This is a genomic window from Acinetobacter sp. FDAARGOS_558 (assembly GCF_003937785.1).
In the GTDB taxonomy this organism is placed as follows: Bacteria; Pseudomonadota; Gammaproteobacteria; order Pseudomonadales; family Moraxellaceae; genus Acinetobacter; species Acinetobacter baumannii.
Map to the genome: position 1 here is coordinate 625,513 of NZ_RKJH01000001.1, position 19,929 is coordinate 645,441.

At 38.2% G+C, this 19,929-nt stretch carries 23 protein-coding genes and 1 riboswitch; of the genes, 13 read left to right on the forward strand and 10 right to left on the reverse strand.

Features of this window, described 5'->3' with window-relative positions; genetic code table 11:
• Positions 1-121: 121 nt before the first annotated feature.
• The 5 genes from glnL to EGT34_RS03050 all read left to right on the forward strand — a co-directional run bounded on the left by glnL (position 122) and on the right by EGT34_RS03050 (position 5,393).
• Positions 122-1,231 carry a nitrogen regulation protein NR(II) gene (glnL, locus tag EGT34_RS03030; protein WP_000371970.1) on the forward strand — a complete coding sequence of 370 codons (1,110 nt, stop codon included), beginning with the start codon at positions 122-124 and terminating at the stop codon, positions 1,229-1,231.
• Positions 1,218-2,711 (forward strand): nitrogen regulation protein NR(I), encoded by a 1,494-nt coding sequence (glnG, locus tag EGT34_RS03035; RefSeq protein ID WP_000089271.1) that lies wholly within the window; start codon positions 1,218-1,220, stop codon positions 2,709-2,711. The genes glnL and glnG overlap by 14 nt, the downstream gene beginning before the upstream one ends.
• 275 nt (positions 2,712-2,986) lie before the next feature.
• Positions 2,987-3,640, forward strand: coding sequence for a multidrug efflux transcriptional repressor AdeN (gene adeN, locus EGT34_RS03040; protein WP_024437117.1), 654 nt, complete (start codon positions 2,987-2,989; stop codon positions 3,638-3,640).
• A 112-nt stretch (positions 3,641-3,752) separates the two neighbouring features.
• Positions 3,753-4,673 carry an ornithine carbamoyltransferase gene (gene argF, locus EGT34_RS03045; RefSeq protein WP_001207983.1) on the forward strand — a complete coding sequence of 307 codons (921 nt, stop codon included), beginning with the start codon at positions 3,753-3,755 and terminating at the stop codon, positions 4,671-4,673.
• A gap of 195 nt (positions 4,674-4,868) precedes the next feature.
• A complete protein-coding gene (locus EGT34_RS03050; RefSeq protein WP_000209120.1) occupies positions 4,869-5,393 on the forward strand; it encodes a protein tyrosine phosphatase family protein in 525 nt (174 codons plus the stop codon).
• Here the strand turns inward: EGT34_RS03050 and ispF are convergent.
• Positions 5,390-5,872: a 2-C-methyl-D-erythritol 2,4-cyclodiphosphate synthase gene (gene ispF, locus EGT34_RS03055; protein WP_000226512.1), complete on the reverse strand. Its 483-nt coding sequence runs from the start codon at positions 5,870-5,872 to the stop codon at positions 5,390-5,392. The two genes, EGT34_RS03050 and ispF, sit on opposite strands and share 4 nt — an antisense overlap.
• Positions 5,873-5,975: 103 nt before the next feature.
• Here ispF and EGT34_RS03060 point away from each other — a divergent pair, with 103 nt between their 5' ends.
• Positions 5,976-6,620, forward strand: coding sequence for a hypothetical protein (locus tag EGT34_RS03060; RefSeq protein ID WP_001139838.1), 645 nt, complete (start codon positions 5,976-5,978; stop codon positions 6,618-6,620).
• 46 nt (positions 6,621-6,666) lie between these two features.
• Here the strand turns inward: EGT34_RS03060 and EGT34_RS03065 are convergent, their stop codons facing one another.
• Both EGT34_RS03065 and EGT34_RS03070 read right to left on the reverse strand, forming a co-directional pair.
• Positions 6,667-7,911: a D-amino acid dehydrogenase gene (locus EGT34_RS03065; RefSeq protein WP_001120919.1), complete on the reverse strand. Its 1,245-nt coding sequence runs from the start codon at positions 7,909-7,911 to the stop codon at positions 6,667-6,669.
• Positions 7,912-8,088: 177 nt separating this feature from the next.
• Positions 8,089-8,176, reverse strand: a riboswitch (glycine riboswitch).
• A 146-nt stretch (positions 8,177-8,322) separates the two neighbouring features.
• Positions 8,323-8,814 (reverse strand): hypothetical protein, encoded by a 492-nt coding sequence (locus EGT34_RS03070; protein WP_000949167.1) that lies wholly within the window; start codon positions 8,812-8,814, stop codon positions 8,323-8,325.
• 311 nt (positions 8,815-9,125) lie between these two features.
• Between EGT34_RS03070 and EGT34_RS03080 the strand changes: the two genes are divergently transcribed.
• Entirely contained in the window at positions 9,126-9,587 is a 462-nt protein-coding gene (locus EGT34_RS03080) for a hypothetical protein (RefSeq protein WP_001081042.1), read from the forward strand.
• A gap of 181 nt (positions 9,588-9,768) precedes the next feature.
• The gene (locus EGT34_RS03085; protein WP_000701849.1) at positions 9,769-10,065 is read left to right on the forward strand and encodes a hypothetical protein; all 297 of its coding nucleotides are present in this window, start codon (positions 9,769-9,771) and stop codon (positions 10,063-10,065) included.
• 133 nt (positions 10,066-10,198) lie between these two features.
• On the opposite strand, the gene fumC is transcribed toward EGT34_RS03085, so the two are convergent.
• Both fumC and galE read right to left on the reverse strand, forming a co-directional pair.
• The gene (gene fumC, locus EGT34_RS03090) at positions 10,199-11,593 is read right to left on the reverse strand and encodes a class II fumarate hydratase (RefSeq protein WP_001194768.1); all 1,395 of its coding nucleotides are present in this window, start codon (positions 11,591-11,593) and stop codon (positions 10,199-10,201) included.
• 114 nt (positions 11,594-11,707) lie between these two features.
• Positions 11,708-12,715: a UDP-glucose 4-epimerase GalE gene (gene galE, locus EGT34_RS03095; RefSeq protein WP_000604795.1), complete on the reverse strand. Its 1,008-nt coding sequence runs from the start codon at positions 12,713-12,715 to the stop codon at positions 11,708-11,710.
• A gap of 65 nt (positions 12,716-12,780) precedes the next feature.
• Between galE and tusD the strand changes: the two genes are divergently transcribed.
• From tusD to EGT34_RS03115, 4 genes are read left to right on the forward strand one after another with little or no spacing between them, the layout of a single operon-like run.
• Positions 12,781-13,149, forward strand: a complete 369-nt coding sequence (gene tusD / locus EGT34_RS03100; protein WP_000105718.1) for a sulfurtransferase complex subunit TusD — start codon at positions 12,781-12,783, stop codon at positions 13,147-13,149.
• A 44-nt stretch (positions 13,150-13,193) separates the two neighbouring features.
• Entirely contained in the window at positions 13,194-13,544 is a 351-nt protein-coding gene (locus EGT34_RS03105; protein ID WP_000859772.1) for a hypothetical protein, read from the forward strand.
• A gap of 17 nt (positions 13,545-13,561) precedes the next feature.
• Complete coding sequence (locus EGT34_RS03110; RefSeq protein ID WP_000194628.1) at positions 13,562-13,846, forward strand: hypothetical protein; 285 nt, start codon at positions 13,562-13,564, stop codon at positions 13,844-13,846.
• Between the two features lie 19 nt (positions 13,847-13,865).
• Positions 13,866-14,177, forward strand: a complete 312-nt coding sequence (locus EGT34_RS03115; RefSeq protein WP_001047539.1) for a TusE/DsrC/DsvC family sulfur relay protein — start codon at positions 13,866-13,868, stop codon at positions 14,175-14,177.
• A 4-nt stretch (positions 14,178-14,181) separates the two neighbouring features.
• On the opposite strand, the gene EGT34_RS03120 is transcribed toward EGT34_RS03115, so the two are convergent.
• Complete coding sequence (locus EGT34_RS03120) at positions 14,182-15,045, reverse strand: DMT family transporter (RefSeq protein WP_001168995.1); 864 nt, start codon at positions 15,043-15,045, stop codon at positions 14,182-14,184.
• Positions 15,046-15,167: 122 nt separating this feature from the next.
• Between EGT34_RS03120 and EGT34_RS03125 the strand changes: the two genes are divergently transcribed.
• Positions 15,168-16,571, forward strand: a complete 1,404-nt coding sequence (locus tag EGT34_RS03125; RefSeq protein WP_002080461.1) for a PLP-dependent aminotransferase family protein — start codon at positions 15,168-15,170, stop codon at positions 16,569-16,571.
• Here the strand turns inward: EGT34_RS03125 and EGT34_RS03130 are convergent.
• The 4 genes from EGT34_RS03130 to EGT34_RS03145 form a co-directional block, all read right to left on the reverse strand.
• Positions 16,568-17,050 (reverse strand): winged helix-turn-helix transcriptional regulator, encoded by a 483-nt coding sequence (locus tag EGT34_RS03130; RefSeq protein ID WP_000870671.1) that lies wholly within the window; start codon positions 17,048-17,050, stop codon positions 16,568-16,570. The two genes, EGT34_RS03125 and EGT34_RS03130, sit on opposite strands and share 4 nt — an antisense overlap.
• 208 nt (positions 17,051-17,258) lie before the next feature.
• Complete coding sequence (locus tag EGT34_RS03135; protein WP_000012054.1) at positions 17,259-18,494, reverse strand: molybdopterin molybdotransferase MoeA; 1,236 nt, start codon at positions 18,492-18,494, stop codon at positions 17,259-17,261.
• On the reverse strand, positions 18,494-19,417 hold the full coding sequence (moaCB, locus tag EGT34_RS03140; protein ID WP_000799981.1) for a bifunctional molybdenum cofactor biosynthesis protein MoaC/MoaB: 924 nt from the start codon (positions 19,415-19,417) through the stop codon (positions 18,494-18,496). The genes EGT34_RS03135 and moaCB overlap by 1 nt, the downstream gene beginning before the upstream one ends.
• A gap of 23 nt (positions 19,418-19,440) precedes the next feature.
• Positions 19,441-19,926 (reverse strand): molybdenum cofactor biosynthesis protein MoaE, encoded by a 486-nt coding sequence (locus EGT34_RS03145; RefSeq protein WP_000657200.1) that lies wholly within the window; start codon positions 19,924-19,926, stop codon positions 19,441-19,443.
• Between the last annotated feature and the right edge of the window lie 3 nt (positions 19,927-19,929).

Consider the following 19,929-nt stretch of genomic DNA (forward strand, 5'->3'; position numbering starts at 1 on the left):
CCTTAAAATAAACCATAAACAAAGTTGGCGTACATTTTGCATCAATCATGTTCTATAACGGTGAAAACCGATAACCAATGAAGATGCCATTGCGCCATTTTAAGACAGGAACGATTCGCTAATGGATCAACACACACCTATCGACTATCGCCTATTGGTAGACAATTTAACTACTGCGATTTTATTAATCGATAGTAACTTTAATATTTTTTATTTGAATTCCGCTTGTGAAGCACTTTTTGACATTAGTTTGCTTCGCGCTTCTGGACAACCGGTTTTAAATTTACTTCATGCACCTGATGATACCTTTAATACGCATGAAGCCCTATTGAACACGTTAAAAACGGGACAACCTTATACACGTCGTGAAGCCATCATTAATGTCAATTTTAAAGATTTACATGTGGATTATACGGTCTCGCAATTAAATGCAGGTAAAAGCTACCACCCGCTCTTACTTATTGAGTTAAATCCTATTGATCGTATGTTGAAAATTTCTAAGGAAGAAAACTTAATTCAACAACATCAAGTGGCTAGACAACTGGTTCGAGGCGTTGCTCACGAAATTAAAAACCCTCTGGCTGGTATTCGGGGGGCAACTCAGTTACTTGCTCGTAGTTTAAATGACGAGAGCTATGCTGAATTTACGGATATCATTATTAACGAGGTAGATCGTCTCACCAATTTGGCCGACACCATGTTGGGCTCAAGACAACTACCAAGTTATGAAAATGTAAATGTGCATGAACCTCTAGAACGGGTACGCTCTTTAATCGCAAATCAGACCAAGAAAAAAATCAAAATTACGCGTGATTATGATTTGTCTTTACCCGATGTAAAAGCCGATCGCGACCAACTCATTCAAGTCATGCTCAATATTAGCGTTAATGCCATTCAAGCTATTACAGAAAATAAATCATTTTTTACAGATCAAGAGCCTGAATTAATTTTACGTACCCGTATTCAACGTCTAGTCACCATTAATGGAGTACTCAACCGCTCTGCTGTACGAGTCGATATTGAAGACAATGGACCGGGTATTCCCGAAAGCATTTTAGAGTCTGTGTTCTATCCTTTGGTTACAGGACGAGCAAAAGGCACAGGGCTTGGCCTGAGTATTGCACAGAACATCATGCATCAACATAACGGAATGATTGAATGCCAATCAGTTCCTGGAAAAACAATGTTTAGCTTATATTTACCTTGGGAGTCAGACCGTGTCGCGAAATAAAATATGGGTTATTGATGACGATCGCGCCATGCGATGGGTACTTGAAAAGACCTTTAAAGAAGAAGGATTTGACGTCACCAATTTTGAAGAAGCTCAAACAGCACTTGAACGTTTACATCATGATGCGCCCGATGTCATCTTAACTGACATTCGTATGCCAGGTATTGATGGGTTAACTTTCTTATCTAAAGTGAAAAACTCTCACCCCGACTTGCCTGTTATCATTATGACAGCGCATTCGGACTTAGAGTCTGCTGTATCAAGCTATCAGACTGGTGCATTTGAGTATTTACCAAAGCCATTTGATATTGATGAAGCTTTAGCTTTAGTCAATCGAGCGATTTTGCATATCAATAAATTGCAGCAGCAAGAAGCAACAAAAACAGCTTCACCACTACAATCAACAGAAATTATTGGCGAATCTCCTGCTATGCAAGAGGTTTTCCGAGCGATTGGTCGTTTATCTCAGTCGCATATTACCGTTTTAATTAATGGTGAATCAGGCACAGGTAAAGAACTGGTTGCGCATGCTTTACATAAACATTCTCCACGACGCGCTAAGCCTTTTATTGCTTTAAACATGGCAGCAATTCCTAAAGATTTAATAGAAACGGAATTATTTGGTCATGAAAAAGGTGCTTTCACGGGTGCAAACACCCAACATCAAGGCCGCTTTGAACAAGCAAATGGTGGAACTCTCTTCCTTGATGAAATTGGTGACATGCCATTTGAAACCCAGACACGATTGTTACGTGTGCTCGCAGATGGGGAGTTTTACCGGGTTGGTGGACACATTCCAGTTAAAGTTGATGTTCGAATCGTGGCGGCAACCCATCAAGACTTAGAAAAACTGGTGAATGAAGGTCGTTTTCGTGAAGACTTATACCACCGTCTAAATGTTATTCGAATTCATATTCCGAAGCTTGCGCATCGCAGTGAAGACATCCCGATGCTAGCTCAACATTTCTTGGCTCGCGCGGGTAAAGAGCTAGGTGTAAGTCCAAAGATTTTACATACTGAAACAACGGACTATATGCAACAATTACCATGGCCTGGTAATGTTCGTCAGCTTGAGAATACCTGCCGTTGGTTAACCGTCATGATTACTGGTCGTGAGGTTTATCCAGAAGATTTACCTTCTGAGCTTAAACAGGTTCCACTCCAAAAAAGTAGTGAGACTAGTCAACCAGCACCATCTTTTGAACGTATTTCTTTGCACCATTGGGATGAGCTACTAAGCCAATGGGCAATTCAAAAACTTAAAAATGGTGAAATGAAGATTTTAGACATTGCTACTCCAATGTTTGAGCGCACCTTAATTAATGCAGCACTACAGCAAACTCGTGGGCGCAAACGTCATGCAGCCGAGCTGTTAGGTTGGGGTCGTAACACCCTAACCAGAAAGTTAAAAGAGCTAGGCATGGATTCTGCTGATGACGATGATGAGGACGAACATAAAGCAACATTGTCAGAAGCTTAACACCGAAGCAAAAATCAAAAAGCGGCTAATTTAATTTAGCCGCTTTTCTTTATGACTATTTAAATCGGAATTGACTATCAAACTAAAATGTGAACATACAGTTACATGATCAAAAAATTCTAAAAACCCATATAACTTATTATATTTTATAAATTTTCCACAAACCTACACTCTACTTATTGTTTACCAGATGACCTAAAAACATACCAATGACCATCGTTAAAGATAGATTTGCTATACTAGATAAGCAGTGTTAGCCGTCGTTATTAAATTTTATGCATGATCCAGTCCTTGAGTCACATCATCTCGTATGTGAGAAACTCCAAACACGCCGCGGTATAGAACGTCGTTTAGCTCTATTGCTAAGCGCAACCGAGCTGTTTTTGGAAAAAGGATATGATGCTGTCTCTCTTGACGACATCGTTAATCATGCTGGTGGTTCAAAAACCTCTATTTATAAATACTTTGGTAATAAAGATGGCTTATTTACTGCAATCTGCGATTATCGCCGTGAAATGTTTTTTAAAGATATCTGTATTGCATTTCAACCAGAGCAAACTTCTTTAAAAGATTATTTAATCCAAACTCTCATCCGTTTTTATAAGCACATTATTCAACCTGAACACATTGCCTTTTTACGTTTGGTTATTGAACAAACTCAATGTAATGCGACTTTAAGCCAATACTTATATGAAAAATGTGCTCTGGATGTCCAAAATACAATTGCTCAAGCCTTACTCATATCTCATCAATCAGGTGAAATTACCTGTACATCTCCTGATCATTCCTCTCTTATGTATTTTGGAATTTTACGTGATATTGAATGGCGAATGATTATGGGAATGCCTCTCCCACCTAATGAAACGGAAGTCATTGATTATATTAACTATTGTGTTGATATTTTCTTAAAGGGCCATCATAAAGTCTAATTCTTTTGCATTTTGAAATGCTTATAGTATAGTAGACTTCTTTTTTCCCACTTCCACCCAGCCAACAACAGATAATTGTTGTAATTCAAAACAATTATTATGGAGTAGCTACATGGCTCTAAGACATTTCCTGACTTTACGTGATCTATCCACTCTAGAACTTAATCGCATTTTGGAACGCGCAAGCGAACTTAAGAAAATGCAGCAAAGCAATAAGGTATATCAACCTTTTGTTGGTAAAGTATTGGGAATGATTTTTGAAAAATCGAGCACACGCACTCGTATTTCTTTTGAAGCTGGTATTAATCAATTTGGTGGTAGTGCCATTTTCTTATCACCACGTGATACGCAATTAGGCCGTGGTGAACCGATTGAAGATTCAGCCCGTGTTATTTCAAGCATGCTTGATATCGTAATGATTCGTACTTTTGGTCACGATATCGTTGAACGTTTTGCATCTTATTCAAAAGTTCCCGTTATCAATGGCTTAACTGATGATCACCATCCTTGTCAGTTACTTGCAGATTTACAAACTTATATTGAACATCGCGGCAGTATTGAAGGCAAAACCGTAGCTTGGATTGGTGATGGCAATAATATGTGTAATTCATATATTGAAGCTGCACACATGATGGGTTTCAAACTCAAGATTGCATCACCAAAAGGTTATGAACCTAAACCTGAGTTTTTAGCAGAGTTTGGGCATTGTGTTGAACTTTTTGATAATGCGGAAGATGCGGCTGTAAATGCTGATCTTATCGTTACAGATGTATGGGCAAGCATGGGACAAGAAGAAGAACAGAAACTTCGTGAAAAAGCCTTTGCTGATTTTCAGGTTAACGAGAAATTAATGGGACTTGCACACCCAGACTGTTTATTCATGCACTGCTTACCTGCTCATCGTGGTGAAGAAATTTCTGAAACCATGCTCGACCATAAAAATGCCGTAGTATGGGACGAAGCAGAAAACCGTCTGCATGCACAAAAAGCTTTAATGGAATTTTTACTCAACGAAAATTTGAAAAAAGCTTAATTTCTAATTCAAAAAACAGCATCGTTAAGGTGCTGTTTTTTTTTATTTTTATAAGATCCCTATTCCCCCCATTTATTATTTTAAAAATTTTTATGATGTTGCCCAATATATAAACAGCCTATATTTCAACTGTCACACATAATCGTGTATAACATTCTACACAATAAGCCAAGCCTACTCGTGTAGAGTGCGATTATGACAACCCTTGAACAATCATTATCTGAAATCCCTGCATTTTCGATCATTCATGAACATTTATTTAGTTCAGCGCAACCTTCTATCGAACAACTTAAGTTCATTAAAGAGTATGGTTGTAGCACTGTTATAAATTTAGCTTTATCGAATTCACCAGATAGTATTAAAAATGAAGATCAGGTCTGTCTTGAATATGGTTTAAATTATATTCATATTCCAATTGACTGGGAAACACCCTCCTCTGACCAATGCTTATTAGTTTTAGATTTGATTGATCATTTAGTGCAGAATGAAATTGTTTGGATACATTGTGCCAAAAATAAACGCGTAAGTTGTCTTATGTATGTCTACAGACAATTTTATATGAATATGGATATGCCAACCTGTCAGGATTTGCTTCATGAGATTTGGGAGCCAAATGAAACATGGACAGGACTCATTCATAGTATTACCTTACAGCTTCAAGGCCGTAAGGCTACCTTAGAACTTCAACAGTCTTTGCAACAAACCAATGATTTAGTTTAATGAGATATTAACACCGTCGCTGTTGCTAAAATTCCTTCTTGGCGACCAGTAAATCCAAGTTTTTCGGTTGTGGTCGCTTTGATACTAATTTGATTTAAATCTACATTTAAAACATCTGCAATGCTTTGACGCATTTCCAAATTGTATTTGGCCAATTTAGGACGCTCACAAGCTACCGTAATATCAGCATTATTTAAATGATAACCTCGGTCTAATATTAATTGATAAACATGTTTAAGTAGAACACGGCTATCCGCTCCTTTAAATTCTGGATCTGTATCCGGAAAATGCTGACCAATATCACCAAGTGCTAGAGCACCTAGTAATGCATCACATAATGCATGTAGCACGACATCGCCATCAGAATGTGCCTTCAAACCATGCGTATGCGGAATTTGAACGCCTGCTAAGGTTACGAAGTTACCCTCTTCAAAGGCATGCACATCCATTCCTTGTCCAATACGAATTTGAGCAACCATATAAACTCTTCCCTTCTATTATAAAAGCTTAAGAAATCTTGTATTCAACCGTCGTGTTTCGCTATAGTACACTTAGCAAAGTAGACTGAAAGTATAAGCGATCATGCCGTCGAATACTGATATGAATCAATTGAAAAGATTAAGTTTTGTCGTGACATTGAGTTGTTTATGCTCATCGCTTGTTTTTGCAGAGTCTATCGACTGCTCCAACTCAAAAGCAGAGCTAAAAATCTGTTCAAAAACCTTTAGCGAAGCACGAAAGCAGCTCAACAATAAATATCTTTCTGCATACTTGGTCACAGATGCCCCCCTGCAGCTTCTACAAGATACTCAAACATTGTGGCTTAGACAAACACAACAATGCAAAACCAATTCATGTATTCAACAACAGTTTGATGTACGTGGTGATGATTTAAATTTTTATGCTTCACTTAAACAAACCCTGACTCAGCATTATCTTAAATTTGAAAATGGACATATTGCATCTCAGCCCGTTCATTTACAAATACATCAACTTGCTAAAGATAAAATCAAAATTGAAGGTTTAGCTTACCGTAATCCGAATAACCGAAAAGAAACCCAAACGGTTTCACTTATGGCTTACAGCTCTCCTGAACAGAAAAGTGAAATTTTAGATAATGAACATAACTGTAAATATAAATTTGACTTTCAGAAAGCACTGCTCATCGTAAAAACCCAGCAAAAAGGTTGTGAGCGCTTCACAGGAATTTATCGCCTGTACGACTAGTGAATATAAAATAAAAAAGCCAGTGCATAGACACTGGCTTTTCTTTTTATGCGGGATACTTTTGTTGAATGTCTTGACTCACCAAAACAGCTGTAGCTGCTGACAAAGTCCAGCCTAGATGACCATGTCCCGTATTATAGAAAACTCGAGACTGTTTAGACTGTTTCACAACTGGCAACATATTAGGCATCATTGGCCTTAAACCCGCCCAAGGCACAACATGCTCAGTTGAAATGTCAAAATTGCGGTTTACCCAATTTACCAAAGGTTGAATACGGTCGGCTCGAATATCTCGATTATAACCATTAAACTCGGCCGTACCTGCTACACGTAAACGATCTGGTCCTAAACGAGACGTTACAATTTTAGCGCTCTCATCCAACAAACTCACCCACGGTGCATTTTTTATACTTTTTTCATCTTTTAATTGGACGGTAATTGAATAACCTTTGACCGGATAAACATTTACACGTTCACCAATCATATCAGCTAACTGATAACTTCCTACACCACCACACACTACCAAAACATCACCTTCTAATTGAAAGCTGTCTGTTTGGGAAAGATGCGGATGCTCAGCACTTGGCTGACAATTCAGCACCACTTTATCTGCATGACACTTAATATCAGTAACTTCCAAACCGAATTTGTACTGAACGCCATATTGTTTAGTCTTTTCAGCTAAAGAGGTTGAATATTTATGGATATCACCGGTTGCATCGCTTGGTGTGTAATAGCCACCAAAGTACTCACCCGTTAAAGAAGGTTCGATTGATTTCATTTCCTCAGGTGAAACCGAGTAACGTTCTAAAGTCCCTTTATTTAGGACATCATTAACTCGCTTGGCGATGTCATAATCATCCTTAGTATGATACATATGAAGAATACCGCGTTTCTCCAGATCAAATTGAAGCTGCTCTTTTTCAGCTACGTCAAACAAGCGCTTACGCGCAAGCAATGCCAAGCGAACGGTTTCTATTGTATTGGCTTCATAATTTTTAATATGAGACAAAAACTCAACCAACCAACTATATTTATGTAGGCTAAAGGAAGGATTCAATAATAAAGGAGCATCTTTTTGCCTCATCCATTTAAAACCTTTTATAACGGTCGCTTTCTGGTTCCAGACTTCTGCATTACAAGCAGATAATTGCCCTCCATTTGCAAATGATGTTTCCATGGCTGGATAAAGATGGCGATCAATCACTGTGACTTGGTAACCTAATTGAGATAATTCATAGGCTGAAGTAACCCCTGTGATTCCTGCACCAATCACAATAACATGTGGCATAACAGACTCCTCTGAAATGCAAAAACATTTCATCAGTACAGCCCATCTGTCATTTGTACCTGAGAGTTTCGACCTAAATACTACCTTTTAGTATTTCGATCTTCCCCTTCGGTGAGTTTATGACTTATAAGTTTTTATTTTCCATGCTTATAAATCTTAAGCTGCTCTCCAGATTTTTTAATTATTACAGTCCTTTTGCCTGAGAGTTTCCGGGCCTGTTGCTCCTTCGGCGGGTTCTTAAGAACCTCTCTCCCGCAATAATTTTGTATTTATATAAGCAATGTATCTGCCACTTTTAAAAAAACGCATTCTTTTCTTGTAAACTTTTGTACAACCCACCAAAAAAAACACACAAACTTTTGATTTAATTATAAAAAAGGTGAATTATAATAATTCACCTTTTGATATTCATTAGAGCTTTCCATTAAGCACTTGGTCCGAAACGGTACCTTTCCATTGCTCCCGCAAGGTTGGCAAATAAAATTTCTCGCCTATTGTGAACAGTTCAGCATCAATGAGTGCATGAATTTCGTGCATAAAAATATAATCCAATGCAACTAAAGAAAGTTGATGATTTTTTTGTGCTACTTTTTTACGTTTCGCTTGAGCTTGTTTAATTAGCTCATTTGCAAAGTTTTTATCTTTATAAGCAGTAATGGCATTTAAACGAAGCTCAATCACACCCCAACCTGCCAATAACTTTTTGAAGATTTCAAAGTCTTTTGAGGTTGATTCCCAAGTTACATTTTCCAGATCATTATCTTCAGGTAAAACAGGTAATAATAAATCACCAGTACTTGGAAAAATCTTTTTAAGATTTAACAGAAATTTAACAGGCTGATCACTTGGGTAATCATTAAATTGCACATGTTGTTGAGTATCTGTTAAATAAATAGAGAGCATTCAAAAAATCCTTAACTAAACAGCTGTTTTTCATAATTAATTTAAAAACTGCAAGAACAAAAGCAATTAAAAAATAATATAAAAACAGGATAAGGTGGGCATTTTAACAATTATGGCAGCTTATTCAACACCAAGTTGGTTTGATAGAGCTTAATAAGGAATAATTACAACCTAGAAACTTGCAAAATAAACCTTATATGACTTTGAAAATTAAAAATATGTATATTTTAAATATATTATTTTTTAGCTTACTGTTAAATTTAGTGTTATAATACAGTGATTTACTCACTTTCATCTGGGCTTCCAAAGAAATGAATAGATTACAATTAATTTTATTAGTTTTAAGTACTGCTACTTTTTCTCCTTTTGTATTTTCTGAAACAACTCTCTCCCCAACCAAATATGAATTTTATGGACAAGAGTCAAAACGTCATAAAAGTATGCTTGAGGTAAATAATAGTTCAGATCATAAAATTAACGAATCACAACACAATCCTTTCCGCTCTGATTCAAACAAACAAAACGTAGATTTTTTTGAGATTGCAAAACACTACCAAGAAGAGCAACCACAAAACACTTATTCCCACTCTCCTGACCATACTGTAAATATGAGTGATCATGAACGAAGTCTCTATTACATTAGAAATCATGACAATATGGGCATTCAAAGAGATCTTCGTTATCAACAATATAGATCATTAAAACAACAATATGATAAAGGTGTCATTTCTCGTGATGAATATAAAAATAAAGTTTACAAAATCTCAAGATAAGCTTATCTATATTGAAGCCTTCTTTTAAAAAGGAGGCTTCTACAGTTAATTTTGATATAGATTGTTAAAAATATTTTAAATAACAAAGATTCATAGTAAACAAACAATAAAAAGTAAACAGTTTTAGCTTTTAAAACGCGCCACACTACTCAAATCTTCTCTACGAATAAAGGAGATAGCAATGAAGATTCGCGCTTCACGTACCTATTCAACTTATTCAAATAATTATTTTATTTCTAAAGAGTATGAATGCAGTGTTATTCCGGTAAAAGGAATGTGCTTTACTGATCTTGGTTTGACCGAAAATGGTGTGATTCAGCCAGTAGAAATTAATGAGGTCACTATAGATCCAGCATCTAATTCTTATCATATTCTTTTAGCTAAAGACTCACATGAATATACAAAAGAAGAATTAAAAAGAAAGTTTGAAGAGATGAAAGCTAATGGCTGGGAATATATAGAAGATCTATTGGTATAGCTCTTATTTTTAATAAATAACTTAGGGTAAATGAGTGGCCCTAACTTTAACATCTTAAGCATAATAGCCATCAGTAGTTAAGAGTTTGTAAAATCGCTACAAAATATACTGCTGATGGCTATTGTTAAATCGCTTATTTACTATTTGGCGAAACCATTTTTTCAGGTTTAACCACTTCATCAAATTGCTCTGCTGTAACAAGTCCTAGCTCTACAGCAACTTGCTTTAAAGTTTTATTCTCTTTATAAGCAGTTTTCGCCACTTTTGCAGAGTTTTCATAACCAATAACCGGATTTAATGCCGTAACTAACATAAGAGAATTATGCAAGAAGTGATCAATTTTCTCACGATTTGGCTCAATTCCTACTGCACAGTGATCATTGAAACTATTACATGCATCACCAAGCAACTGAATAGATTGCAGTAAGTTATAAGCAATCACTGGCATAAATACGTTTAACTCGAAGTTACCGGAAGCACCAGCGACATTAATAGTGGTATCGTTGCCAAGCACTTGAGCAACAACCATGGTCATGGCTTCACTTTGAGTCGGGTTCACTTTACCTGGCATGATACTTGAACCAGGTTCATTTTCAGGAATACGGATTTCGCCGAAGCCGCAACGTGGACCACTTGCTAACCAACGAATATCATTGGCAATCTTGTTTAAGCTTACCGCTAGTGTTTTTAATGCACCTGATGCAAAAACAGCAGCATCACGTCCTGCAAGTGCTTCAAATTTATTAGGAGCCGTAACAAATGGCAAACCCGTTAAAGCTGCAAGCTGAGCTGCCGCCTTAACAGCATAATCAGGATGAGCATTTAATCCAGTTCCTACCGCTGTGCCACCTAATGGCAACTCATACAGACCACTTAAAGCTTGTTGTAAACGTACTAAACCATGCTCGAGCTGAGAAACATAACCGCTAAACTCTTGACCAAGTGTCAGTGGCGTCGCATCTTGTAAATGGGTACGGCCAATTTTAACAATATCTTGGAATTCGTCCGACTTTTTTTGCAAAGTCGCTTTAAGCTGTTCTACAGCAGGGATCAGTAATTCATTAATTTGCAAACTTGCCGCAACATGAATAGCCGTTGGGAATGAGTCATTAGTAGATTGTGCACGGTTAACATGATCGTTCGGATGTACCGGCTTTTGTGCTCCGAGCGCTTGGCCTAGCTTTTGATTTGCAATATTTGCAATCACTTCATTACAGTTCATGTTACTTTGCGTACCTGAACCTGTTTGCCAAACCACGAGTGGAAACTGAGAGTCCCATTTCCCTGCAATCACTTCCTCAGCTGCCCCCACAATATATTGGCTCAAATCTTGTGGTAACTGGCCTAACTCTGCATTGGTTATTGCCGCTGCTTTTTTTACCAAGCCCATCGCTCGAATCATGGCACGGGGTAAACGCTCCTGCCCGATTTTAAAGTTCTGTAAGCTACGTTGGGTTTGTGCACCCCACAGCGCTTCATTCGGAACTTCAATCTCACCCATTGTGTCATGTTCAATTCGTGTTTGCATAGAAACCTCGGTTATCTGGTTAAAGAACTCACGGGCTGAAGCAATTTATGCTTTGGCTAGTTAATTTTAGTATCGTACTCAAGCATTCCATTATTGTAAATAAGAATCATTATCTTATCTTCCATTTAATGTATTTTGATAAAATCTCCATTCATCTTCAATCATTTGTTTTAAAGTTCGCTTAGGTGCCCATTGTAATAAAGTTTTTGCTTTTCCTATATTTGCACCAATCTGTGCTAACTCTTCATGCTTATAAATCGCAGATTGTGTCGGAATTTCGGCTTGGGTAACCTGTGAAATTTCATCTAATAATTGACGAATCGAATGCACTTGCTCATGAGCAATATTAAAAGCTTCACAGCAATGGCTTTGATCACGTAACCAATGTAAAGTTGAGCTTACTGCCTCACATACATCTAATACATGTAAAAAGCTACGTTCTACGGTATGGTCCTCGGTAGTCACCTGATCTTGTAATTCAATTAAATCACGTTGCATCGCTGCAACTTGCATGGCAAGCGGTACAATATTTTTAGGGAGCTGTGCTACATACTCGCCTAATACGCCATGCTCAAAAGCACCTACAATATTTGATAGACGTAAAATTGCAATTTTCCATTCATGATCAATTTTGTAAGTATCACGGATGATTTCTTCAATCATCTGTTGCGACTTAATATAAGGGTTAGGATAAGCATAGTTGAAATCATCTGTTTCACTTAACTGTGAACCAGATTTTCCATAGACTGCCAAACTAGATAAATGAATAAAATGACGGACGCCTGTACGTTGCATTGCACGCAATAGGCTCATGATACAACTGACATTATCATTATAATATTCAAGCGGTTTTAAATTAGACTCTTCAATAGATTTAAAACCAGCCGTATGAATGACTGCATCAATTGAGTACTGTTCAAATACTTTGTTCAATGCAGGCGTGTTACGTACATCAAGTTTAACAAACGGAACGTACATACCAGAGATGTATTCTAACCGCTCAAGCGTTTGCAAGGTCGAGTTAGCCAAATTATCGACAAGAACCACTTCTTGGCCTTGAGCCATGAGACTCAATGCAATATGTGAACCGATAAAGCCTAAACCACCTGTCACTAAAATCATTGTATACTTACCTTTCTCTTAATGTATCTACGCCCATTTAGACGTATGACCATAGTGAATTCTCAATGAGTACATTACTACTAATAACCTCTGCTCCTACTTCGATCCATGCTTGGCATGCGCTGGGCCTAGCTCAGGCACTCAAAAGTAAAAATGAAGACTTTCGTGTATTCTTTTACCAAGATGGCGTTCAAGTTGCGAATGATTTTCAGTGGGTTCCTGACGACCAGCGTAATTTAACGCATGAATGGCAAAAGCTCGCGATCAGACTTCCTGTTTGCGTTAGCGCTGCTCTTGCACGCGGGATTACCGATGCAGAAAATGCGAGTCGCCATCAACTTAGTCATCACAACCTAGCGAACAACTTTGAGTTAGTTGGTCTAGGTGAACTTGCTGATGCAGTACAGTCAGCCTCTCGTCTTCTTCAATTTTAAGTTACTTTGTTAACTTAGATTGTTGCTTTTAAAAGGTATATTGTGTGAAAACTGTACTCGTTATTTTGACCCAAGCCAATTTAACCAGCCTACAAGTCAATGAAAGCCTCGCCGCTACTATGGTTTTAGCAACCTTTGGCTCACCAGTCAAAGTATTATTAAAAGATGCGGCTCTTAGTCTTTTACAAAATGAAGGTAACTTCGACCAATTGCAGCATGCTTTTAAAATTGCTTCAAACATGGTGGATAGCTTTGAGTTTTATGACTTAAGTCCAATCCTTATTGAAGCAAAAAACAAACAGCATCCATTTGTTCAAAACAGCGAGCAGGAACTAGAATTTGTTCAGTTAGATATTGAACTTATCCAGTCTTTCGATCATGTCTTATATTGGTAGATAAAGGTGTAATTTTAATGACGCAATCAACTCTTTATCTTGTGCAAGCTTCTTATCACCATACTCCTCGCATTATTGAAGAACTTGCAAAGCTATTTCATAAAGATGATCAAATTGTTTTTATGGGTGACTCAACTGCTCAACTTTCGGTAAATATTTGTCAGCAGTTTGGCTCAGTTTCTTGTTTGTCTCATGAAAAAGATTTAATTGATGCAGAAACCTTGGCTCACGTTAAGGTATTGAACTATGACCAGTTTGCGGATCTGGTTTTACAATTTAATCGATGCATTTCTTTGAAATAATATAGTTAGGCTCATTTTTATGAATTTAGAATTAGATCAAGATGGTCATTTAGTCGACTATACGATTTGGAATCCCGAAGTAGCACAGGAACTCGCCAAATCTCTCGATCTTGAATTAACAGATTGGCATTTTGAAGTTTTAGCTGCGGTTCGCCAATTTTATCAGCAATTTGGGCATTCTCCTGCAACACGTCCTTTGATTAAGTTTTTAATGAAAACCGTCAGTCCAGACATTAATAATGCTGTTTTACAGCAAAAATTTAATACCGGTTTAGTTGCTCGCCATCTCAGTCGCTTGGCAGGTATTCCTAAACCGGCAAATTGTTTATAAGTTTTTATGCGAATTTTTTAGCGGCAGCGACACATAAAATTGTTACTGCCGTTACCATTAACATCGACCAACTGACGTGTTCATGTAATAAAAGTGCGGCAATCGCAAGTCCCATTAAAGGCTGTAAAAGCTGTAGCTGGCTAATTGCAGCAATACCGCCTTGTGCAAGTCCTTTGTACCAAAAAAAGAACCCGATGAGCATACTAAATAAAGATACGTAAACCAGCCCTGCTACCGCTGATGTAGATACATCTTGAAAGGAAACGGGCATATAAAAAAGAGTAGCAAGCAGCATAATCGGCAAAGCTAAAATAAGCGCCCAACAAATCACCTGCCATCCACCTATTTTTTTCGAAAGTACTCCGCCTTCTGCATAGCCAAATCCACACAAAATAATTGCAATAAGCATGTATAAATCGCCGATGCCAAAAGAAGCTTCACCCGATAAGAAAAACATATAGGTAAAAACAACCAAACTGCCTAAAATTGCAAATATCCAAAAAAATAAATTTGGTTTTTCTCCACCTCTCACTACTGCAAATATGGCAGTAGCGAGCGGTAGAAGGCTAACAAAGACAATCGAGTGGGCTGCGTTCATATACTGTAGAGCAAGCGCAGTAAATAAGGGAAAACCAACTACAACGCCTAAAGCCACAATAGCGAGTGGCCACCAATCTTGTTTAGCAGGCTTTTTTTCCTTAAGCAAAAAGATAAGAATTAAACCCAAAACTCCTGCAATGACAGCTCTTGCTGCTGTTAGAAAACCCGGCTCAAAACCTGTTACCGCAACACGGGTAGCCGGTAATGAACCAGCAAAAATTGCAACCCCAATAAAACCATTCACCCAACCGTTCATAAACTTTTGCATATTATTCTCCGCAACTATACGAAGAATTTAAGCTGTGATATGGTGTCAAAACCAGATACAAAGCAGTACAATTTTAAAAAACTGTTATGTATAAACAAACAGTACAGTTAGAGATAATTAGTGTGAACCAGACCAAAACAAAAATCGAGTTTGTTATTTCTCAGATTGAACAACAAATTAAGAATCGTTCTTTAACTCCAGGAACTCGACTTCCCTCTGTACGTAAATTAGCCAAAGATTTAGGTTTTTCTGTTTCTACTATTGTCGAAGCTTATGAGCGATTAATTGCCCTAGGTAAAATTGAATCACGTAGTGGTTCCGGCTTTTATGTAGTAGCACCCCTTGCACCTTTAGCCTTAAGTGAATTAGGACCCAAATTAGATCGCTCTATAGATCCGTTATGGATTTCACGTCAGTCTTTAGAAGCAGAACCTAATGCGTTTAAACCCGGTTGTGGTTGGTTACCAAATGATTGGATGCCACTTGAAAGTATCCGCAAAGCATTAAGGTCAGCCACACGTAGCGAAGACGATAGTTTATTGGGTTATTCTTCACCGTTGGGGCTGCCCGCATTAAGAGATCTACTGGCTAGACGGGCACAAAGTAAAGGTATAGAGGCAAACCTTAATCAAGTTCTTCTAACCGATTCAGGCACTCAAGCTATTGATCTGGTTTGTCGTTTTTTACTTAAACCAGATGATGTAGTTCTAATTGATGACCCTTGCTACTTTAACTTTCATGCTCTACTTAAAGTTCATCAAGTTAAAGTTGTTGGTATTCCCTACACTCCAAATGGCCCGGACTTAGAGGCATTTAAAGAAGCTATCGAGAGCTATAACCCTCGGCTTTATATTACAAATTCCGGAATACACAACCCAACTGGTGCAACACTCTCACTCTCGACAGCTCATCAATTATTAAAGTTGATTGATCAGTCTAATTTAATTGTGATTGAAGACGATATCTTCTCAGATTTTGAATATACTCCCGCTCCACGACTTGCAGCCCTAGACAACCTTTCACGCGTGATTTTTATTGGAAGTTTTTCTAAAACGCTCTCTGCTTCTATTCGCTGCGGCTATATTGTTGCGAAACCAGAATGGATTGATCAAATTACCGATTTAAAAATAGCCACCAGTTTTTCTCACAATGGACTCTCAGCCAAGATTTTACACACAGCTTTAACCGATGGTTCATATCGTAAGCATCTAGATTTATTAAAAGTTCGTTTAGCTCAAGCCATGCAAGAAACAATCGCGAAGCTTAAATCGATTGGGATAGAACCATGGATTGAGCCCAAGGCTGGAATTTTTGTGTGGTGTCGTCTACCGGAAGGTGTAGATGCAGCGAAGATTGCTCAGTTTTGCCTGAATCGGCAAGTGATTCTCGCCCCGGGTAATGCCTTTAGCCAAGCACAATCGGCAGGTCAATTTATCCGTTTTAATATTACACAATCAAATCATGATTATATTTATAAGACTCTTGCAGAAGCGCTTCTACAAGAGTCGTTAGAGAACCGAGTTTAAGCCTGTTTTTGCTTTTGTTCCATATAAGCAAAATAGCCCGGCCCAGCCGAAACCTGAACTTGTTTTGCATGTAATGGTTCACGACATACTGAACACACCATAACAGGTTCAAACTTATGTCCACATGCTTTGTGTCGATATTCCAAAGGTTTACCTAAACCTTGGTCCATCCATTTATCTGCCCAGTTCGCCATAGATAAGATAATTGGATAAAGCTCAAAGCCTTTATCTGTGAGACGATATTCAAAGCGTTCCTGACGGTCAAAATAAGGCGCTTTCACTAAAATTTCGTATTCAACCAACCGTTTTAAGCGATCAGAAAGGACATGACGAGTGACACCTAATGATTTTTGAAAGTCATCAAAACGACGAATTCCCATAAAAGCATTACGTAATATTAGCATCGTCCATCGATCACCAATCACTGATAGCATACGGGCAACAGAACAAGGCTGATCACCGATGTCATCCCATTTCATCTTTATGCTTTCCTCAATATAAAACTGGCCTACTTGCCTTATTATTTATACCCTAAACCACTTAATATGTTATATGCAATATTCAGCTTAGAAATAAGTTTTTAGTATATTTATAAAGCTTATTTTTTAAAATAACAGTCACTAAAAATAGTTATAAAATATAATTAATCCATCAGTATGGATTAATTATATACAGCTTATTTATAAGTTAATTTGAAATAAAGATCCCCTTTAGCACCGTTCCTGATGCTAGTTTTGTACTTGCAGGAATACGGACTAAACTATTGGCTTGCATAAGGTTACTCAGCATATGGGACTGCTGCTTAGCCAAACTTTTTACTTTAAGTTGCCCTGCATCAAAATAAGCATACATTCGTAAAAAACGCTCACGTGCATCTTCTTTTAAATCATGCTCTAAAATTGCGGTAAACCATTCTGGTCCCTGTCTATTGCCCTGCAAGGCATCCAATAAAGATTTACCGTAAACTTGCATTGCGACATATACCGCAGCCGGATTGCCCGGTAAGCCTAACAAATAACAGGAATGGCGGGTTTGTGAATTATGGTATTCGGCAAAGAATAAAGGTTTACCCGGTTTTTGTTTAACTTTCCAAAAGATTTGTTCAAATCCAACTTCGAAAGCACAGGGCCGAACAAAGTCGTAGTCTCCTACCGAAACTCCGCCAGTCGTTATAACAACATCATAGCTGTCTTTTAGTCGGTTAAAGTAATGGGTGACCTGATCTGCTTCATCTGCCACATGAATGAGTTCAACATCTAAACCATAATCTTCAAACCAAGCTTTTAGTAATGGACCATTTGCATCAAAGACTTTTCCATCGATTAAATCTTTTGCCGTTTGAGCAACTTCATCACCTGTGACTAAAACTGCAACTTTTGGTCTACGATAAACAGTAAGTTCTTGTACACCTGCCATACTTAAAGCAGCCAAGCTTCCAATATTTAGAAACTGTCCTACTTGAGCAAGTAACTGCCCTTGCTGGATTTCTTCACCAGTAAAACGGATATCAGCTTGAGGGCGTATATGCTCCGTTAAACAAATTTCTTGAGCCGAAATAACCGATACGATTTCTTGCCGTGCTACATGCGTTGTCCCTTCAGGAATTTTGCCGCCCGTAAATATACGAATCGCCTGACCTTCACCAAGTATGTCATGACTCTCGCTTCCGGCACGAATCTCACCTGTGACTTGGAACTTTTGATTATTTAAATCTTCTGCATGGCTACAAAGTGCATAACCGTCTACCGCACTTTGAGAAAAACTTGGTAAATTAATTTCAGAGTAAATATCTTTGGCAAGATAACTACTTAGGCTATTTATTAGAGTCTTTTGAATAGAGCTTAAGTTTTTAGGCTTATTAATAACTAAATCTAGCGCTTCATCTATACTGATTAATCCACGCTCAGCACCACAACCTGACATTATTCATAGCCTCCTGGATGTGGTAAATCACGGCAAACATCAAAAATATGGACTAATGCGGGTAAAATAGCGGCCATTGATTCGCTTGCTCCACCACGGCTTCCCGGTAACGTCACTACTAACGAACGGTCAATAAACCCGGCTACTCCGCGTGACATAGCAGCGTATGGCGTGCGTTTTTGTCCAAATGAGCGAGCAGCTTCCATTAAGCCATCTAATTTACGTTCTAAAAGAGGCTCTAGCGTATCAACTGTAATGTCACGCTTACCAATTCCTGTCCCACCCACGGTCATAATACAAGCATACGATTTGGTGAGTTCTAGGACCAATTCTTTGAGATCATCTGCTTCATCAGGCAAAATTTGGTAATGGATCGGATCAAATCCAGCTTCAGTTAAAGTTTCAACTACAGATTTTCCGGCCGTATCCGGCTTTCTACCCGCTGCTACGGTATCTGACAATACAATAACCGCAGCCGAAACAGGCTGACGCAATACCCGTTTAAAATGGGATTTTCCGCCTTTTTTCTTAAGTAGTTTACATTGATCCATCCAGAGTTCTTCTGGTTCACAATGGGGCTTTAACATGTCGTAAATGGTTAAACCTGCAAGGCTTGCCGCCGTTAAAGCTTCCATTTCTACGCCAGTTGGCCCAATGGTCTCAACGACAGCAATAATTTTTACAAAGTCATGTTCCAATTCATATTCTACATCTGCCCGATAAATCGGTAGCGGATGACATAGTGGAATCAGCTCATCAGTTCGTTTTGCTGCCAAAATTCCTGCAACACGTGCTGTTTTTAATGCATCACCTTTTTCCGTGTTTCCTTGTCTTAATAGTTCAATACAGTGCGGTGGTGCATATAAAATCGCTTGTGCTTCAGCAACACGATAACTTTCCGGCTTCATTCCTACGTTTTTCATTATTTATCCTAGTATTACATATTTCAGTGTGAGTGCTCATGGCCGGCATGATGATGGTGTTTGTGGTCGTGCGGTGCATCCTTACGAATACAGCAGCCTTCTACATAGTGACTTGTACCATCTGTAAAGAACTCTTCTTTAAAGACAGGTACTTCATGCTTTACCCGTTCGACCGCTTCCTCACATGCCTGAAAAGCTTCACGGCGATGGGCTGCATACGCAATCGCAATAATGGCTGTTTCACCGACATCCAGATAGCCAATACGATGAACCACTCGCACGTAAGATACCTGATACTTTTTCTCAATTTCCAGTTCAATTTCACGTATCATTTTTTCTGCAAGCGGTTTATACGATGTATATTTCAGCGCCTTTACCGCTTTACCTTCGTGATGATTACGAACCGTACCCATAAAAATATCGATACCGCCACATTCCGGAAAAGATTGAATCGGATCAAAAGTATCCAAGCTTAAAGCCTGCTCTTGTATTCTTGCGAACTCTTTCATGAC

What these genes read in the sequence shown, in the direction of transcription:
- EGT34_RS03145 (WP_000657200.1), bottom strand. Translation starts at nt 19,926, where the DNA reads ATGAAAGAGTTCGCAAGAATACAAGAGCAGGCTTTAAGCTTGGATACT.
- ispF (WP_000226512.1), bottom strand. Translation starts at nt 5,872, where the DNA reads ATGGTTGCTCAAATTCGTATTGGACAAGGAATGGATGTGCATGCCTTT.
- EGT34_RS03065 (WP_001120919.1), bottom strand. Translation starts at nt 7,911, where the DNA reads ATGCCACATGTTATTGTGATTGGTGCAGGAATCACAGGGGTTACTTCA.
- moaCB (WP_000799981.1), bottom strand. Translation starts at nt 19,417, where the DNA reads ATGAAAAACGTAGGAATGAAGCCGGAAAGTTATCGTGTTGCTGAAGCA.
- adeN (WP_024437117.1), top strand. Translation starts at nt 2,987, where the DNA reads ATGCATGATCCAGTCCTTGAGTCACATCATCTCGTATGTGAGAAACTC.
- EGT34_RS03115 (WP_001047539.1), top strand. Translation starts at nt 13,866, where the DNA reads ATGAATTTAGAATTAGATCAAGATGGTCATTTAGTCGACTATACGATT.
- EGT34_RS03050 (WP_000209120.1), top strand. Translation starts at nt 4,869, where the DNA reads ATGACAACCCTTGAACAATCATTATCTGAAATCCCTGCATTTTCGATC.
- tusD (WP_000105718.1), top strand. Translation starts at nt 12,781, where the DNA reads ATGAGTACATTACTACTAATAACCTCTGCTCCTACTTCGATCCATGCT.
- EGT34_RS03130 (WP_000870671.1), bottom strand. Translation starts at nt 17,050, where the DNA reads ATGAAATGGGATGACATCGGTGATCAGCCTTGTTCTGTTGCCCGTATG.
- EGT34_RS03070 (WP_000949167.1), bottom strand. Translation starts at nt 8,814, where the DNA reads ATGCTCTCTATTTATTTAACAGATACTCAACAACATGTGCAATTTAAT.
- EGT34_RS03080 (WP_001081042.1), top strand. Translation starts at nt 9,126, where the DNA reads ATGAATAGATTACAATTAATTTTATTAGTTTTAAGTACTGCTACTTTT.
- fumC (WP_001194768.1), bottom strand. Translation starts at nt 11,593, where the DNA reads ATGCAAACACGAATTGAACATGACACAATGGGTGAGATTGAAGTTCCG.
- EGT34_RS03110 (WP_000194628.1), top strand. Translation starts at nt 13,562, where the DNA reads ATGACGCAATCAACTCTTTATCTTGTGCAAGCTTCTTATCACCATACT.
- EGT34_RS03135 (WP_000012054.1), bottom strand. Translation starts at nt 18,494, where the DNA reads ATGTCAGGTTGTGGTGCTGAGCGTGGATTAATCAGTATAGATGAAGCG.
- glnL (WP_000371970.1), top strand. Translation starts at nt 122, where the DNA reads ATGGATCAACACACACCTATCGACTATCGCCTATTGGTAGACAATTTA.
- galE (WP_000604795.1), bottom strand. Translation starts at nt 12,715, where the DNA reads ATGATTTTAGTGACAGGTGGTTTAGGCTTTATCGGTTCACATATTGCA.
- EGT34_RS03120 (WP_001168995.1), bottom strand. Translation starts at nt 15,045, where the DNA reads ATGCAAAAGTTTATGAACGGTTGGGTGAATGGTTTTATTGGGGTTGCA.
- argF (WP_001207983.1), top strand. Translation starts at nt 3,753, where the DNA reads ATGGCTCTAAGACATTTCCTGACTTTACGTGATCTATCCACTCTAGAA.
- EGT34_RS03085 (WP_000701849.1), top strand. Translation starts at nt 9,769, where the DNA reads ATGAAGATTCGCGCTTCACGTACCTATTCAACTTATTCAAATAATTAT.
- EGT34_RS03060 (WP_001139838.1), top strand. Translation starts at nt 5,976, where the DNA reads ATGCCGTCGAATACTGATATGAATCAATTGAAAAGATTAAGTTTTGTC.